This window comes from Mycobacterium europaeum, assembly GCF_034555895.2.
In the GTDB taxonomy this organism is placed as follows: Bacteria; Actinomycetota; Actinomycetes; order Mycobacteriales; family Mycobacteriaceae; genus Mycobacterium; species Mycobacterium europaeum.
Map to the genome: position 1 here is coordinate 1,571,269 of NZ_CP157315.1, position 16,248 is coordinate 1,587,516.

The following is a 16,248-nucleotide window of genomic DNA, read 5'->3' on the forward strand; positions in this document are numbered from 1 at the left end:
CTCGATTGCGATTAAGAACGGCGAACCTCCCAGGGCGAGCGCTGGCGAGTACGCTGCGGCGCGCCCGGGATGTCGAGGAGAGTTCCACTGCGGCACGCGCGGCAAAGTGGTTCTGCATTGCCGGCCCAGTGTTGATCCGGACGAGCAGCATGCGGCGATAGCCGCGCATCCACAGTTTCGCGGGGACCCGCGGCGGCGGGTACTTGAAGCGTCCCAGCTACGACTCGACGGGATGGTTCAACAGGGCGGTCGAGCGCGCGGAAGTGCAGACGATCACGCCGCACGACCTCCGGCATACGTGCGCGAGCTTGGCTGTCAGTTCGGGGGCGAATGTCCTTGCCGTGTCGCGGATGCTGGGCCACAAAGACGCGAGCGTCACGCTGAGGATCTACGCCGATCTGTTCGCAGCGACCTCGACGCTGTGGCCGTCAATCTGGACGCGAAGATCGCGGACAGTGTCCAAACCGTGTCCAAAGCACCTGCTGAGCGTCGCCGGAAACGCCGCATTTCTGCCGTCTAGCTGCGCCGATGCGCTGTAGTGACGTTGTGTCCGAGGGGGGACTTGGCCACGTGCGACACGGGTCGAGACCTTTCAACTGAGTCTGACCTGACCAGTCGAGTTTGCGACGTGAGTCATCGGGCGTGCAGTGGATGCAAGCGTAGCGATCTCTGGTGCTGTTGCAGAGGCGGCGCACCGCTGCCACAACCGTGAGCATGGGCGTAGCTTCCCGAACCAGGGCGCCGACGCCGGTCCTTGATCAGACAAATGGACTTCAGATCGTCCTCGGGAAGGCCCGCCCATTCCGCCTCGCCGAGGCTCATCTACAGACCTCTAATCATTGCTCAGCATTAGTAATCATTGCTCAGCATCAGGCGGTCTGACGGGTCACGTCAGGTCGGTTCGGGGTCGAAAAGATCAGGAGGTGGGGCCACACCCGTTTACGGACATAGACATGTCGGCTCGGTGAGCTACGAAGAATCATGCATTTGACATGAATTATCTCTGTTGCTAGGAACAGATTATCGCGACCAGCCAGATCACACTCGGAGCGCAAAGCCAGTGTCGAAAAGTGCAAACTATGTCGGGAGCTCGACAAAGATGGTGACGATTCCGATGTGCTACGTGACCCCGGAGGCTTCGCCGCGCCCACACGCCAGCCCAGTCAGAGGCTTCTGCGGTGCGGGCAGGAGGTTGTGAAGTGGTTGACGACTTCGATGACGCCGCTGTGGTGGCTGGCACGGCGCAGCGGGTCGGTCGGTTCCGGTTTTTCCTTGATGGCCAGCGCTGGGAGTGGTCAAAGGCGGTTGCCCGGATGCATGGCTATGAGCCGAGAACGGTGACACCGACCACCGAGCTGCTCCTGCTGCACAAACATCCCGACGATCGCCAGCAAGTCACGGCTGTTTTGGATCGGGTGCTGCAGGGGGAACCCTTTAACAGTCGGCACCGCATCATTGACACGGCCGGGCATACCCGCTTTGTGGTCGTGGTGGGTGACAGCATGGTCGACGAGTCGGGTTCGGTCATCGGCACTTCGGGGTTTTACCTGGATGTCACCACGGGCGATTCGGGAGGACATCACCACGACGATCTCGGAGACGGCGGTTGCGCGGGGGCAGATTAATCAGGCCCACACGGGTGTTCATCGTCGCCTACGGCACTCGGGCCGCGCGCCTTCGATATCTTGGTGGCTGTTCCCAGGCGACCAACATCAAATTTCGACAATGGCGTGACCCTGCCCGATCGACTGGCCCGAGTCGATCACGCACTGTTCAGCATCGACTTGCACCACCTGCGGCCCGTCCGACGCTTGCAGGGCCGTTCGACGTAGCCAGGTTCTCGGGAGACGACCGCCTACCGGCCCAGGCCGTGCTTTCAGCGCAAACCTGCCCTTACTGTCGGTTCCGGTCGAAAAGTGAGCAGGTGATTCCGGTCGAAAAGTGAGCACCCTTCGATTGGAGAGTGATCACTGTGGAGGATTGGGCTGAGATCCGCCGGCTGTATCGGTCGGAGAAGTTGTCGCAGGCTGCGATCGCCCGACGGCTGGGTCTGTCACGCAACACTGTGGCCAAGGCGCTGGGTTCGGATAGTCCGCCGCGCTATGAGCGGGCGCCGGTGACGACCTCGGCGTGGGCGCAGATCGAGCCAGCCGTGCGAGCGGTGCTCAGCGCGTATCCGAGGATGCCGGCGACGGTGATCGCCGAGCGAGTGGGTTGGACGGGTGGGCACTCGTGGTTTGGGGAAAACGTTGCCCGGATTCGCCCGGAGTACGCCCCGGCTGATCCGTGCGACCGGCTGGTGCATCTGCCCGGTGAGCAGGTGCAGTGCGATCTGTGGCTGCCCGGCCGGGTGGTGCCCGACCATGCCGGAGTGCTGCGATCGTTTCCCGTATTGGTGATGGTGGCCGCCTACTCGCGGTTTATCGCCGCGATGATGATCCCGTCGCGGGTCACCGGGGATCTGCTGGGCGGCATGTGGCAGCTGCTCTCGGGGTGCATCGGCGCGGTGCCGCGAACATTGTTGTGGGACAACGAGGCCGGGATTGGTCAACGCGGTCGGCTTGCCGACGGGGTGGCCGGGTTCTGCGGAGTCTTGGGCACCCGGCTCATCCAGGCCCGCCCCTATGATCCGGAGACCAAGGGGCTCGTCGAGCGGGCCAACGGCTATTTGAGGTCGTCGTTTCTGCCGGGTCGGCGGTTTTGCTCGCCTGCGGACTTCAACACCCAGCTCGCGCAGTGGCTGGCGCAGGTGGCCAACCCACGCCGGCACGCTACGACCACGATGATCCCCGCCCAGGCGCTGGGCACCGATCTGCAGGCGATGGCCGCGCTGCCGCCGGTGGCCCCGGCCACCGGCACCATGATCACCACGCGGCTGGGTCGCGACTACTACGTCAGCATCGGCGGCAACGCCTATTCGGTGCATCCCGAGGCGATCGGTCGGATGATCACCGTGTCCGTATCGCTGGATCGGGTGATGGCCCGCTGTGGTGAGCGGGTGGTCGCTGACCACCAACGGCTCTGGGGCACCGCGGGATTGGTTGGTGATCCTGAGCATCTGGCCGCGGCGGCGATCATGCGGGAGAACTTCCGGGACCGCCCGACGGCGGGTGCTCACATGGACGTGGAGGTCCAAGTCGCCGATCTAGGGGCCTATGACGCGCTGTTTGGGACCGGGGAGGTCGCCTGATGGCCACCAAACGCGCTCCCGTTCCCGGGGAGGCGGACAAGCTGATCGCCCACCAATCCCGGCTGCTCAAAGCCCCGCGGATCGCCGCCCACTACGGGCGGCTGGCCGAACAAGGCCGCGCTGCGGGCTGGTCACTCGAGGACTACCTGGCTGCCGTGCTAGCCGTGGAATCCAATGCCCGGGCCGAATCTGGTGCCCGGCAACGCATCCGCTATGCGGGGTTCCCGGCGATCAAAACGATCAACGACTTCGACTTCACCGCCCAACCCCACGTCGACCGCGCACAGATCGCCCGCCTAGAAGCCGGCGGCTGGCTGGCCGAAGCCCGCAACATCGTGCTGCTAGGACCACCGGGCACCGGCAAAACACACTTGGCGACCGCGTTAGCGATCGCAGCCGCCCAGGCCGGGCACCGGGTCGCCTTCGCGGCGGCCACCGGCTGGGTCACCCGGCTGGCCGAAGCCCACCGCATCGGGCGCCTCGATTCCGAGCTGCGCAAAATCTCGCGCATCGGGCTGATCGTCATCGATGAAGTCGGCTACATACCCTTCGACACCGAAGCGGCCAACCTGTTCTTCCAACTGGTGTCCACCCGATACGAGAAATCCTCGATCATCTTGACCTCTAACCTGCCGTTTTCCCGGTGGGGCCAGGTCTTCGGCGAGGCCACCATCGCCTCAGCGATGATCGACCGCATCGTGCACCACGCCGACGTCATCGCCCTCAAAGGGGCCAGCTACCGCATCAAACACACCGCAATCGAGTCCCTGCCCTCCGTCGAAGCCGACCGTCAGGCAGACTCAACCCCGTAAACAAACCTGCTCAGTTTTCGACCGGAAGAAACTGCTCAAAATTCGACCGGGGCCGACACCTTACAGCTTGTGGAAGTTTCCCCGCTTGTGTTATCAGAAATATATGTCTGCAGCCATCGATCGTTATCCCTGATCGGGAGGTGGAGTCCCAACACCGCAGTAACGGTGAACTGGCGTCGGCAGCGACGGCCTGGGGCGAAGATCTGCCCGCGGCGGCTCGCGCGGCAACAGAGGCTTTTGTTTATTTGATGCGCCAATACCGGGTGCGCCCCTATGACATCGCCACGACTTGTAGTTCACGATTCGCGGATCGCGACGCGCCGCCCGCAGGGCGCTCTCACTTTGAGATCGTGTGCCATTTCGACGTGGCGGCACCATTTTGGCCCTTGACCGCCGACGCCGATCAGGTCTGCGGTTACGCCATTAGCTCCGATGGGCACTGCATCCGGTATGAGCGAACGTCCTTCTCAATAAGCCGGTATGCCTTCGGGTTTATTGAGCAGCGGGCTGAATTCGCCCCCGCCTGCCGAGAAGTGATCCGCCGCGCGACAGCAAGCAACCCTGCCTTCGTGTGCAAGGTGCTGCCTGCCCGCTCCGCTGTTCATGTTATCGCGAACTATCTGATTGATGCAGCAGTGACACTAATCGAACGCCGCGGGCCCTTGGCGGTCGAGTAAATTATCGGGTGGGGTGCAGTGGGGCCAATGACCAGGCCGATTGGGTCGAGATGTGATCGGACAGCCTTACTTGCCGTCAACTTCTTTATGGCCGACATGTCGGCCGGCATGGGCCCGTTTTTGGTGTGGTGTTGCAGAGTCGTGGTTGGGGCACCGCCGCTACCGGTATGGTGGTTACCCTGGGTGCCATTGTTGGCATGGTCGCGGTCGCACCGGCGGGAGCGCTGGTTGATGCGACCACGCGCAAGCGGGCCTGTGTCGTCGCCGTCGGCGCGTGCACGGTGACGGCCTCTGCGCTGATCCTCTCGGCGCGACAGTTTTGGGTCATCGGTGCTGCGCAGGCCGCCATGTGTATTGCTGGGGCGACGATCGCCCCGACAGTGATTGGCATCACCCTTGGTGTGGTGGGCCAGGCCGGGTTCACCGGCCAGAACGGTCGCAACCAGGCCTGGAATCACGCTGGCAATATGGCCGGTGCTGCGCTGTCGGGGCTGCTGGGCTGGCAGTTCGGGTACCCCGCGGTGTTTTGGTTGGCGGCGGCCGGCCACAGGCAGGTCGGTCAATGGCCGCGTCACGGTGTCGCGAGACCTGCCGTCGCGCCCACAGTCCGGACAACGCGGATTCCTCACCACGGGGGTGCAGAAGATCGTGGTCTGGGTGTCGTCGACGGCGGCGTCGGTGATCGTCACCCCCAACTCGATCGTGCGCATGATCGTGTCGGCAACAACAGAGCGCGGGCAGGCAGTAGCCTCGGGCAACGGGTCCCCTCGGTGGTGTTGGTGGAGCTTGGTGTAGGAACCCGCATCGTCACCCACCGAGGGCCCGCCTCAGCTCACCGACACGACACCCTTCCCCAGCGTTCCGCTAACCACCGGTGCACGCTCGATCACGAAGAGCCGGTTTGGCCGCGGCGCCAGCTCGTGAGTGGTGCTGGCTAACGCTGATTCGTCTCGCGATCGGTGGTGATCGCGCTCGGCTTTTAGGCACTCAGCAACGGGCCTCGTTGCGGCCGTCGTCGTGTGTGTGGCGGGCGGGGTGTCGGTGACGGTTGGGGTGTGTGGCGGGCGCGTGCACAGCGGGCCATAATTAGCACTCAAGGAATCGAAGTGCTAATGCGTGTAGTGGTTGGGGAAGGAGGAAATCCGAGTGCGCAGCATCGATTTCGTGCAGGGTGTGTCGGCGCATTCTCGGCCTGATGGGCGGGCTCGGCGGTTGCGGATTGTGCAGGTGGCGCCGCCGTATTTCGACGTTCCGCCGAAGGGCTATGGGGGTGTGGAGGCGGTGCTTGCTGATCTTGTGGATGCTTTGGTTGCTCGTGGGCATGAGGTGACGGTGTTCGGGGCTGGTGAGTCGGGCACGGCGGCGCGGTTTGTGTCGTTGTGGGATCGCACGATTCCGGATCGGCTTGGTGAGCCCTATCCGGAGGTCATGCATGCATTGAAGGTTCGTAACGCCGTTGTGGACCTCGCGGCGGATCAGGGCGTCGATATCGTGCACGATCACACCTTTGCCGGTGTGCTCAACGTGCCCGTCTACCGGGAGCTGGGGTTGACGACGGTGGTGACGGTGCACGGCCCCATTGATGCCGATCTGTATCCGTACTATCGCGGGCTGGGTGCAGACGTGGCGTTGGTGGCGATCAGTGATCGCCAGCGCGAATTGGCCCCGGACCTGAATTGGGTTGGGCGCGTGCATAACGCGCTGGAGGTCGAGCAGTGGCCGTTTGAAACCGACAAGGGCGAGTATGCGTTGTTCTTGGGCCGTTTCGCCCCGTACAAGGGTGCGCACCTGGCGGTGCAGGCCGCCCATGAGGCGGGCGTGCCGCTGGTGTTGGCGGGTAAGTGCTCGGAGGCGTCGGAGAAGGCCTACTTCGATCAGCGGGTTCGTCCGCTGCTGACCGGCAGCGATCACGTGTTCGGTGAGGCTGACGCGGTCAGCAAGCGCAAGCTGCTCGCCGGTGCGCGGTGTTTGCTGTTTCCGGTTCAGTGGGAGGAACCGTTTGGGATTGTGATGATCGAGGCGATGGCCTGCGGCACGCCAGTGGTGGCGTTGCGCGGCGGAGCGGTGGCTGAGGTCCTCGTCGATGGAGTCACCGGTGTGATTTGTGAGCAGCCGGCCGAGCTGCCGGCCGCGATCGAGCGGGCGGATAATCTTGACCCGCACGCGTGTCGTCGGCACGTGGCGGCGAACTTCGGTGTGGCGCAGTTTGGTTCGGGCTACGAGCGGATCTATCACCGGCTGCTGTACGGCGAAGAGATTACTCGGGCGGCGAGCAACCCGATTTCCCGGCGGCGTGAGTCGCCGGATGAGAAGGTCACCGCATGAGTGACGCGCCCGCGGCGTTCAACACCAGTGCGCTGGCGCGTCTGGGGGCCGGCGCTGACACCGTCACCCTGGTGGAGGGGTCGACGTTTTGCCTGTCCGATTGTCTCGGCGACGTGGTCGCGGGCCGCGCGCATGGGTTGTTCTTCCGCGACGCGCGGGTGTTGTCTCGGTGGGAGCTTCGGGTCGACGGCCAGCCGCCCGAACCGCTGTCGGTGCAGCCGTCGGCGGGGTTTGCCGCGCAATTCGTGTTGCGCCGCGCCCCGCGCGGCGGCCAGGCCGACAGCACACTTCTGCTGGTTCGGGAGCGACTGGTGGCCGACGGGTTGCGCGAGACCATCTCGGTGGAAAACCTCGACCACGAACCCACCGTGGTGGTGCTGCAGTTGCACGTCGACGCCGATTTCGCGGACCTATTCGCCGTCAAGGAGGGCCGCGCGGCGCGCGGCGGCGCCGAGGTGGCCGCCATCGACGGTGAACTGGTGCTGTTGGAGTGGGGCGATCGGGTGCGCGGCCTGCGGGTGACCGCCTCGGGGGAGCCGGTGGTGGCACCGGGGTGGCTGACCTGGCGGGTGGTGGTGGCTGCCGGCCAGCGCTGGCACACCGAGATCCTCGCCGAGCCGACGTGGGCCAACAACACCGTCCGAACCCGATTCCGTCGCGGCGAGAACCTGCAGTCCAGTGCCCCGGCGCGCAAACTGGAGGCCTGGCGGGACACCGCGACCACCGTTGAGGCGGGTCATCGCGTGCTCACCGAGGTGCTGCGGCAAACCGAAAGCGACCTGGGCGCGCTGCTGATGCATGACGAGAGCGGTCAGGGTCGTTCGTTCGTGGCCGCCGGAGCGCCCTGGTTCATGACGTTGTTCGGCCGCGACAGCCTGCTGACCGCGTGGATGGCGTTGCCGCTGGACGTCGGATTGTCGGTGGGCACCTTGCAGCAGCTTGCCGCGGTGCAGGGCCGGCGGGTGGATCTGATCACCGAGGAAGAGCCGGGGCGGATCATGCATGAGATCCGCCGCGGCCCGGCCAGCACCGACGTGCTGGGTGGCGCCGTCTACTACGGGTCGGTCGACGCCACCGTGCTGTTTGTGATGCTGTTGGCCGAAGCGTGGCGGTGGGGCGCCGACCCGTCAGTGGTGCGCTCGCTGCTGCCGGCCGCTGATGCGGCGCTGTCGTGGGCCCAGCGTTACGGCGATCGTGATGGTGACGGGTTTATCGAGTACCAGCGCGCCACCGACCGTGGCCTGATCAACCAGGGCTGGAAAGACAGCTTCGATGGCATCAACGACGCCAGCGGCCGCACCGCCGAGCCGCCGATCGCGTTGTGCGAGGTGCAGGGCTATCACTACGCGGCCCTGCTGGCGCGCGCCGAGCTGGCCGAGGCATTCGACGACCCCACGGGAGCCGAGCAGCTGCGCGAGCGCGCCCAGGCGTTGCGCACGCGGTTCCTCGAGGCGTTCTGGTTGCCGCAGCGCGGCTGGTACGCGGTGGCCCTGGACCGGCGCAAACAGCCCGTCGATGCGTTGACCAGCAACGTCGCGCACTGCCTATGGACCGGTATCGCCACCGATGAGCACGCCGCAACGCTGGTCAAACACCTGGCATCCGGTGAGATGGATAGCGGGTTCGGGCTGCGCACCCTGGCCACCACGATGGGCGCTTACAACCCGATGAGCTACCACAACGGCGCCATCTGGCCGCACGACACCGCGATCGCGGTGGCCGGGCTGCTGCGCTACCCGCATGTGCGCGAAGCCCACGTCCTAGCCCACCGGTTGGCTAACGGCCTGCTGGATGCCGCCGACGCGTTCGGCGCCCGGCTGCCCGAGCTGTACTGCGGATTTCCCCGGTCGCAGTTCGGTTCACCGATCCCGTACCCCACCTCGTGCTCACCGCAAGCCTGGTCCAGCGCCGCGCCGGTCCTGCTGCTCAGATCGTTGCTGGGACTCGAACCGCACGTGCCGGCGAGCCAGATAGCGGTCACACCGCATCTGCCCGAGGCGTGGGGCCGCGTCGTGCTGACCGACCTGCGCCTGGGAGACGCCAGCATCGATCTGGAAGCCGAGGGTGACACGGTCAAAATACATCGGATGCCCGAGGACTGGCAGCTGCTCAGCTCCTCAGCATGACCCAGGTATCGCCGCGCTCGCTCCGCGCGCGGCACCGCCTGATCCGTAATCATCTGGTGGTGTGGATTCGCTGCTGCCACAACGCCGCCCCCGACATGCCCACACAGACCCGCAGCGGGTATTGCCCGCCGCGGGTGCCGCAACCAGAGTCCTAGGCGGTTTCTGTGGGTGATTGCACGACTTGGCCTTCGATGACGTGTGGTGCCGCGCCGTGGGCGACCTCGATGCGGCGCGGCTTGGCCCCTTCGGCCAGCGGGATGCTGACGGTGAGCACCCCGTTTTCGTACGTCGCGCTGATCGCTGAGGCGTCGATGCCCTCTCCCAGCCACAGATGCCGACGGTATTCGCCGAAGAACCGTTCGGCGGTCAGCCACTGCACCGATTCCTCGGAGCGGGCGGTGCGCCGCGCCGACACCGTCAGGGTGCCGTTGTCCACGCTGACGTCGATCGACCCCGGATCAACTCCGGGCAAATCGGCGGTCAGCACATAGTGGTCGTCGATCTTGCACAAGTCCATCGGCATGAACCGAGGACCGCGGCTCGACCCGACCGGCCCGGCCAGCACGTCACGGACCAGAGCGTCGAAATCAGTGAACGGATCGAAACGCAACACAGCAATCCACCTCCTGTCACACTCGGTGCCCGCCACCCTGGCGGGCAGCAAAATTACTGTGCGCCACCAACTTTAGCGCTCTCACCGGCCCGCTGCCAGACGCCGCCAGGCCCGCCGGCGCGCGGCCCTGCACCGGATACGGGCAACGACCGGTGTGCCAGAGCGGAACTCCATCGCAGCGCCCCGCAGCAGAGCTTTCACCGCCCCGACACGGGACCGGATGGGATGGTGGATGAGAACTGGTCGGGATTAGGGATGTGACGCGGCGGGAAACGGTGTTGTCCCGGAAGGCTTTCTCGGCTTCCCCTCCACCGCACACTGGGTGTCACCTCCATGGCAGTGCCCGCGAGCCCCGTGGGGCCCCCTGACCATATCGCCGGGCACGTACCTTCCCCGTGACGGGTTGGATCCCTCGCTCACGTCGCCTCGACGGGGGCAGAGGCCACTGAGATGTGGTTGCCGGTGCGACGCAGCATGGGCGCGAACCCGAGCCAGATGGCCAGCGATCCCAACGACAATCCGCCAAGCATCACGAAAGCCGCTGAAAAACCAAATATTTGGGCGGTGAACCCGCCGAGCACCGGGCTGAGAGCTCCCCCAAGTCCTTGGGCGGCCATGATCGCGCCTTGGCCGACGTTGATGTGGCCGGTGCCGTCGAGGATGCGGGCCACCAGCCCGGGCACCGCTACGGACAACATGCCCGCCCCGACGCCGTCGAGGATTTGCACCGGTATCACTCCCCAGGTCGTGATGACTCCGGCGGCGACGAGCGCGCGGACGGGTAAGGCGCTGAACGCGATCAGAATGGCTAGCCAGTAGCCATGAGTTTGCACAATCCTCATGGCCGCCAGGGATGCCGGGATCATCACGGCCTGTGCCACCACGACGGTGCTGGCCACGGTGGTGAACGCGTTGGCGTGGGTGGCGACCACGGCTAGCCCGTAGAGCGGCAGCATCGCCGCATTACCCAGCCAAAACAGCATCACGGCGGCGGCCAGCGCCAACAGCGGCCGGGACTTTACCAACACCCGTAGTCGTTTGACCGGGGGCTGCTCGCCGGCCAAGATCTCGCCGCGCGCGACATGATGGTTGATGCGACCGGCGGGGATTCTCAACACCGCGAGGACGGTGACCACCGCAAAGGCTGCGGCAAGCCAGAACACTCCGGCGTATCCGAATACCCAGCCCAGCAGACCTCCAATCGCGGCGCCGGCCATGTTGCCGGCGTGGTTGTACGCCTGATTGCGACCGTTTTGGCTGATAAACCCGGCCTGGCCCACCAGGCCCAGTGTGATGCCAATCACCGCCGGGGCGATCATCGCCCCGGAAACGCACATAACAGACTGCGCGGCGGCGACCACCCAAAACTGCCGCGACGTCAAAATCACCGCCGAAGCCGCCACGGCCGCTAGACCGACTACGATCACACAGGCGCGTTTGCGGGTGGTGGCATCAACCAGCGCCCCCGCGGGCGCCACCGTGCACATGCCGACAATCGCACCCAAGGTGATAACGGTGCCAATCGCCCCGGTGGTCCAGCCGCGGCTCGCGAGCAAGACACCCAGGAACGGGCCCATGCCGGCTTCCATGTCCGCCATGAAAAAATTGACCGCCTGCAGCGCGGCGCGATCCCGGATCGGCACCGTGAGCATCGACGTGGCTTGGCTGGCCATCCCCTGAATACTCAGGCATCGAGTCGGATCTTCGCAATGCGACCGCACCGGTTCACGGCCGGGTGGGAAACGGTAACTTGACCGACCACGGGCGCTTCGCTTTTGGCACATCGGGCACCAGGGGGCCCAGAGCCACAGCATCGCCGGCGGCTTACCCACCAGGCTTTGCCGGTGGAAGTCCTGCTTGTCCAGCGGTAATCCGCAAGCTCGCCAGCGTCCACGCTAACCTGCTCGGCAACGTCGCTCATCCCATCGGCGCCCCGACTAGCGGAGAAAGAGATTTCATCCAGTCCCCCCGACACGGGGCTAGCCGCAGGCTAGCCAGTGGTGCCGGCGTCGCGGTCGTCGTCGGGCCAGGGAACGATGATGGCTTGATCGCTGACGTCGATGGGGTTGGCATCACGCTACAGCGGGTCGGCGAGGTGGTCACGATCGAGGCCGTCCTCGGTATCGGCGTCGACGGGCTGCTGCTGTTCGACGGCGTCGCCGATGGGCACATCGTCGGGCAGTTGACAGTTTTCGACGTTGATCCTCATCGCTGACGGGTTCCCCTTCCTCGAGTCGCCACCAGGTGTTCATTGCCCGGGCCGGTGCGGCGCAGGCGGGCGTTTTCGGACCTGAGGTGGCTGAGGTCGGACTCGAGTTCACCGTTGAGGTCTTGCAACGCCAGGATCTGGGCGATTCCGGCGATGTTGACGCCCCCGGCGACCAGGGCACTGATGCGCTGCAGGCGCACCACGTCGTCGTCGCTGTAGCGGCGGGTGCCCCCGCCGGTCCGTGCCGGGGTGAGCAACCCGCGCCGCTCGTAGAGACGCAGGGTCTGCGGATCCAGGCCGGTGAGCTCGGCGGCGACCGAGATCGCGTACACCCCGCGCCCTGGACGTGGCCGCTGGTCGTTGGGCAATGAGCGCTCCCTTTCGGTCGATACTCCGCTCTTGCCTCAACCTAACACCAGTGCTATATGAAAGCTATGTTGGCTCGCATAGATCACCCACGGTAATGATCGGGAACGATGGGGCCGCGGTTCACCCTCCCGGCCTGCGTAGCGCTACAGCTGAGCTGGCGGTAATGGTGGGGCAGTCAGGGGTCGGGGGCGGTCGGGCATCGCTTCACGTCGCCATCGGAGCACGCTGGGACGCGCGTCCTATCGCTGCACAACGCGTCGCAGCGCGCAATTTAGGCCATTCACCCGCGGCGGCTCCCGGTTGCCGTCATGGCCCGGGAGCCACCGCATTCACCGTCGGGCAGGTGCCGGGGCGGGCACCCGGCAATGCTGATCCGCAGCACGGCGGGGTTATCTGCGGAGCGCCCCGGCGCGGATTCGCAGGGTTGATGCTCCTCGCTGCCTGGGCGGGCTGGCCCGCGCCGGCTGCTATCGATGCTGTGCCATCGAGCACCACCTCCGCAGGCACCACCTCCGCAGGCCTTGGAGAACCGGTGAGCAGCACGGCGCACACGGTGCGCGCGGCCATCGGGCACCGCCTGCCCGCAGGCGCGCTGACACGCTCGGGCAAGCGCAGCACCCGATGACCACGGATCTTGTGGGTGACCCGCCAGCCCACACCTTGCGTGCCGACGCCGGCGCTGCGGGCAACACCTCGGGCTCGGGGGCGGCAGTGGACTCACCCGACGACCTGAGCGAGACGCCGGGCACACAACCCCATCGCGTCAATCGTGGTGTCGATGGGGGCCGCGGGGCTGACCCGGCCAGCGGGGGTGTTGACGCCGCCCGCTGCGCACTGATCAGCGCGATCACCAGCCGCATCAGCGAAAAACGCTTGAGTGCAGCACAAGCCGCCCTCATCTTGGGGCTCACCGGGCCCCGAGTGACCGCTCTGTTCAACGGGTATGTCGACACTTTCAGCCTCGACGAGCTGATCAATCTGCTGCCCGCACTTGAACTGACCATTGAGGTGGTGCCCCAACCGCTGCAATGACTCGTCGCGATCACCTGCCGGCCCGGTGCCGGCGTTGCTCAGCCGCGCGAGGTGATCACACTTCGAATCATCGGGCGCGGCGCAGGCATCGGCGGGCTTGCTCGTCGGCCCGGCCGGCGACGAGCGTCACAGCGTCCAAGCCACCCCGCAGGGCAACACAGCCCCGACCTGCCGAACACCCTGAGAGGCACCACGATTCGATGGCTAGTACATGCGATTGCAGCAGCCAAAGCGTACCGGCAGCCGGTGTGGCTGTACGGGCTGCTACCCGCAAGCGTTACCTGCGACACTCAGCAGGGCATCGTCGCTTGACCCGCGAAACACCGATTGGAGGAACGTGAGCACCGATCACAGCACGCCAAATCCGCGCCGCAGGGCCGACCGGATCCTCGACACCGCCGAGGGCGTACTGATCACGCTGCGCCGATACCACCTTAACCAGGCCTTCATCGAGTTAGCGCGAACATCCAGACGCCACGCGATCCCCCTAACCAGCTTGGCTGATGCGCTGGTCGCCCCTGGCCCAAGGCCAATCCACGGCTGATTGCGAAAAGCGCGCGGTGCACATCACCCGGGCGACGTGGGGCGCACTGCTCGACGGCAACGAGCGCTATCACCCGGTAGAACGCGACGCAGCGCCGTGTGACCTCCAACCAACCCGCTCTGGGCAGCCATCCACCTCGACTGTTGCCCGGCACTCAAAATGAACACGATGGCGGCACTGTCGGTGAGGACGAACGGCGGCAGTTGGTGTGCAAGCTGACGCGGTGGTGTTCACTGTGACTCCGTGGCGACGGCGTTCGTGTTCACGGTGACAGAGGCAGGCGGGTACGCAGGAGCGTGGGCCCGGCCCTGTGGGCCGGGCCGCAAGGCGAATCAGCCCGGCGCCGCCAGAAGCCTGCCGTGGGTGTGCAGCCCGATGAGGGTCCACAGAGGTTCGTTGATGCCCAGCCGCTGGTGTGTCCACCAAGCCGCGGCGGCCAGCATGGTGAGTGCGTCGCGCAGCAAGTTGCCCGTTCCGGTCAGCTGGTTGAAGGTGTCGGCGTCGAGGCGGATGAGTTCTTGGGCGCCGCGCTGCCACAGCCGAGTCAGATGAGCGTGGTCACGGGCGCGCCGCAGCCAGCGACGCACAGTCGACGGTGATCGGCTCAGCGCGACGGCGATCCGCCGGTGCCCAACACCTGTGGACTTGCTGGCCAGTGCGGTGCCGATCACTTCGGTGGCATCGGCCTGGCGTGGCTGCAGTGCAGCTGGCAGGAGGACATGGGTGGTTTCGCATCTGCGGCAGCGCACCCGCCGGGGTCGCACGTCGATCACCTCTGCGCCGAAGCTGCGGACGTGCCGGCGGCGGCCGTATCCCCACCGCTGCAGGGTGTCGCCGCATCCGCGGCGGGGGCAGACCAGCTGGCCCGCGGTCAGGGCCTGCTCGGCCGATTCGGCGGTACAGACGACGATCATCGGGTGCTCCGGCGCGCATCAGCCACCAGCGTGGTCTATCACGTCGTGGCCGGGAAGGGGCCAACTGGTGTTGGTGTCAGACGGTTCGGAATCGGTTCTGCCCCAGCAGGTCCCTTCTGGCTGCCACCGTCACCATGACCACCGACGCGGCACCAGCCAGGCACCGGTTCCTCGGCGGATCCTGATCGTGGTCATCATGCCGCCGCATACGACCCGACTGCTCGTCCTCACCCACAGTGGCGCGGTGAGCCCCATACCGAGTGCCGTTCAACACTCGACACGGCGCCACCGGATCGTCGGTGATGTGCGCTGAGCCGCTGCTGACTGAGCTGGGCCAACGGTTCCAGGGCTTGTTGAACGCCGCGCTCACCAAGGGTATCGCTCCCCCCGGTCGATCTGGTCTTGGTCCCCGCACGATGGACGCGGTGGCCGTGGTGGCCTGTGAGCATCCCGAAGCCACCCCCGAACACATTGCCCACGCCTACGACATGTTCTTGACCGAACATGGCACAGGCCACCGTTGAGCGCGGGATTCGCTTGATACCAGTAAAGAAAGTTCTCACATTGCAGGTCAGAGGCAGTCGATGCGCGTTGATACGTCCGCTGTCCGTGGCGGCGCGATGCGGCGGCGTCGCGATGGGCGGCTTCGGCTTGTCGTAGTGCGAGGTGCTGAGGCTGCTGAGATGGGGGCGCTGATTGTCGTGGGCAGGCCTGGTGTGGCAGTAGACGGCGGGCGCAGCGTAGCGACCGGCGCGGACGGGAGCGCCAGCGGACGGAAGCAGAGGGAGCGTAGCGAAGCCCGCAGGTAGTCGCCGCATTCCTGCGGCCGTGCGTTCACGGGTGCGCTGGGCATCAGCTGTGGGTCTGCGCCGCGACGGTGCGACTCGTAGGCTGGCTAGTGTGAGCGGGGTTCTGGCGCAGCGTGCGCAAGGGGAGGCCGAGGCGCGATTGGCGGGGCAGCCTCGGCGGTTGGCGCATGTGCGGGGCGTGGTGATAGCAGCGCAACAGCTCGATCGGCATTTTGACGCAGAGACTGCTGATTGTTTGGTGGCCGCGGCGTGGTTACACGATATCGGCTACGCACCCTCGGTGTGCCGGGCGGGTTTTCATCCGCTCGATGGCGCGGTGTTTGCGCGGTCGGCGGGCTTCGGGGAGCTAGTTGCGTCGTTGGTGGCGTTTCATAGCGGAGCGCGCTTGGAGGCGTCTGAGCGCGGTCTAAAGGGGTTGTCGGAGTTCAGTGATCCGCCCAGCGACGTTCTGGATGCGTTAACGTTCTGTGATTTGACGACCGGCCCGGATGGGACGCCGGTGTCGGCTGATGATCGACTAAGCGACGTGTTGGCTCGGTATGGGCCTGAGGATCCGGTGCATCGCGCGGTCGACGCGGGCCGCGAGGAGCTGTTAGCCGCGGTTCGGCGAGTGCGCGACTGGCTGTGA

Annotated in this window: 15 protein-coding genes and 1 pseudogene; 12 read left to right on the forward strand and 4 right to left on the reverse strand. The window is 65.8% G+C overall.

What is annotated here, in order from left to right; genetic code table 11:
- Positions 1-191 precede the first annotated feature (191 nt).
- From U8D42_RS07430 to U8D42_RS07465, 8 genes and pseudogenes are all read left to right on the forward strand, one after another.
- Positions 192-520: pseudogene (locus tag U8D42_RS07430) on the forward strand (tyrosine-type recombinase/integrase); the annotation flags it as partial.
- Positions 521-1,199: 679 nt separating this feature from the next.
- Complete coding sequence (locus U8D42_RS07435) at positions 1,200-1,625, forward strand: PAS domain-containing protein (RefSeq protein ID WP_051445881.1); 426 nt, start codon at positions 1,200-1,202, stop codon at positions 1,623-1,625.
- A 347-nt stretch (positions 1,626-1,972) separates the two neighbouring features.
- Complete coding sequence (gene istA, locus U8D42_RS07440) at positions 1,973-3,190, forward strand: IS21 family transposase (RefSeq protein WP_322861695.1); 1,218 nt, start codon at positions 1,973-1,975, stop codon at positions 3,188-3,190.
- Positions 3,190-4,002 carry an IS21-like element ISMyma9 family helper ATPase IstB gene (gene istB, locus U8D42_RS07445; RefSeq protein WP_322861696.1) on the forward strand — a complete coding sequence of 271 codons (813 nt, stop codon included), beginning with the start codon at positions 3,190-3,192 and terminating at the stop codon, positions 4,000-4,002. The genes istA and istB overlap by 1 nt, the downstream gene beginning before the upstream one ends.
- A 140-nt stretch (positions 4,003-4,142) precedes the next feature.
- Positions 4,143-4,679, forward strand: a complete 537-nt coding sequence (locus tag U8D42_RS07450) for a hypothetical protein (RefSeq protein WP_322861679.1) — start codon at positions 4,143-4,145, stop codon at positions 4,677-4,679.
- A gap of 167 nt (positions 4,680-4,846) precedes the next feature.
- Positions 4,847-5,617 carry an MFS transporter gene (locus tag U8D42_RS07455; RefSeq protein ID WP_322861678.1) on the forward strand — a complete coding sequence of 257 codons (771 nt, stop codon included), beginning with the start codon at positions 4,847-4,849 and terminating at the stop codon, positions 5,615-5,617.
- A 208-nt stretch (positions 5,618-5,825) separates the two neighbouring features.
- Positions 5,826-7,004, forward strand: coding sequence for a glycosyltransferase family 4 protein (locus U8D42_RS07460; protein WP_431523830.1), 1,179 nt, complete (start codon positions 5,826-5,828; stop codon positions 7,002-7,004).
- Entirely contained in the window at positions 7,001-9,130 is a 2,130-nt protein-coding gene (locus U8D42_RS07465) for an amylo-alpha-1,6-glucosidase (protein ID WP_322861677.1), read from the forward strand. Before U8D42_RS07460 ends, U8D42_RS07465 begins: the two co-directional genes overlap by 4 nt.
- Before the next feature lie 151 nt (positions 9,131-9,281).
- Here U8D42_RS07465 and U8D42_RS07470 read toward each other — a convergent pair whose 3' ends face one another.
- Entirely contained in the window at positions 9,282-9,743 is a 462-nt protein-coding gene (locus U8D42_RS07470; RefSeq protein ID WP_322861676.1) for an Hsp20/alpha crystallin family protein, read from the reverse strand.
- A 416-nt stretch (positions 9,744-10,159) separates the two neighbouring features.
- Positions 10,160-11,395: an MFS transporter gene (locus U8D42_RS07475; protein WP_322861680.1), complete on the reverse strand. Its 1,236-nt coding sequence runs from the start codon at positions 11,393-11,395 to the stop codon at positions 10,160-10,162.
- A 392-nt stretch (positions 11,396-11,787) separates the two neighbouring features.
- On the opposite strand from U8D42_RS07475, the gene U8D42_RS07480 reads away from it, so the two are divergent.
- Positions 11,788-11,958: a hypothetical protein gene (locus tag U8D42_RS07480; protein ID WP_322861675.1), complete on the forward strand. Its 171-nt coding sequence runs from the start codon at positions 11,788-11,790 to the stop codon at positions 11,956-11,958.
- Here U8D42_RS07480 and U8D42_RS07485 read toward each other — a convergent pair.
- A complete protein-coding gene (locus tag U8D42_RS07485) occupies positions 11,949-12,320 on the reverse strand; it encodes a MerR family transcriptional regulator (RefSeq protein ID WP_322861674.1) in 372 nt (123 codons plus the stop codon). The genes U8D42_RS07480 and U8D42_RS07485 overlap by 10 nt on opposite strands.
- A 712-nt stretch (positions 12,321-13,032) precedes the next feature.
- Between U8D42_RS07485 and U8D42_RS07490 the strand changes: the two genes are divergently transcribed.
- Positions 13,033-13,353 (forward strand): helix-turn-helix domain-containing protein, encoded by a 321-nt coding sequence (locus U8D42_RS07490; RefSeq protein ID WP_322861673.1) that lies wholly within the window; start codon positions 13,033-13,035, stop codon positions 13,351-13,353.
- A gap of 876 nt (positions 13,354-14,229) precedes the next feature.
- On the opposite strand, the gene U8D42_RS07495 is transcribed toward U8D42_RS07490, so the two are convergent.
- A complete protein-coding gene (locus U8D42_RS07495; RefSeq protein WP_322861672.1) occupies positions 14,230-14,811 on the reverse strand; it encodes a DUF6431 domain-containing protein in 582 nt (193 codons plus the stop codon).
- Between the two features lie 260 nt (positions 14,812-15,071).
- On the opposite strand from U8D42_RS07495, the gene U8D42_RS07500 reads away from it, so the two are divergent.
- Positions 15,072-15,335 (forward strand): hypothetical protein, encoded by a 264-nt coding sequence (locus U8D42_RS07500; protein WP_322861671.1) that lies wholly within the window; start codon positions 15,072-15,074, stop codon positions 15,333-15,335.
- Positions 15,336-15,711: 376 nt separating this feature from the next.
- Complete coding sequence (locus tag U8D42_RS07505) at positions 15,712-16,248, forward strand: HD domain-containing protein (RefSeq protein WP_322861670.1); 537 nt, start codon at positions 15,712-15,714, stop codon at positions 16,246-16,248.

Coding starts and splice junctions, on each gene's coding strand:
- istB (WP_322861696.1), top strand. CDS start 3,190: ATGGCCACCAAACGCGCTCCCGTTCCCGGGGAGGCGGACAAGCTGATC.
- U8D42_RS07455 (WP_322861678.1), top strand. CDS start 4,847: ATGGTGGTTACCCTGGGTGCCATTGTTGGCATGGTCGCGGTCGCACCG.
- U8D42_RS07465 (WP_322861677.1), top strand. CDS start 7,001: ATGAGTGACGCGCCCGCGGCGTTCAACACCAGTGCGCTGGCGCGTCTG.
- U8D42_RS07475 (WP_322861680.1), bottom strand. CDS start 11,395: ATGCTCACGGTGCCGATCCGGGATCGCGCCGCGCTGCAGGCGGTCAAT.
- U8D42_RS07495 (WP_322861672.1), bottom strand. CDS start 14,811: ATGATCGTCGTCTGTACCGCCGAATCGGCCGAGCAGGCCCTGACCGCG.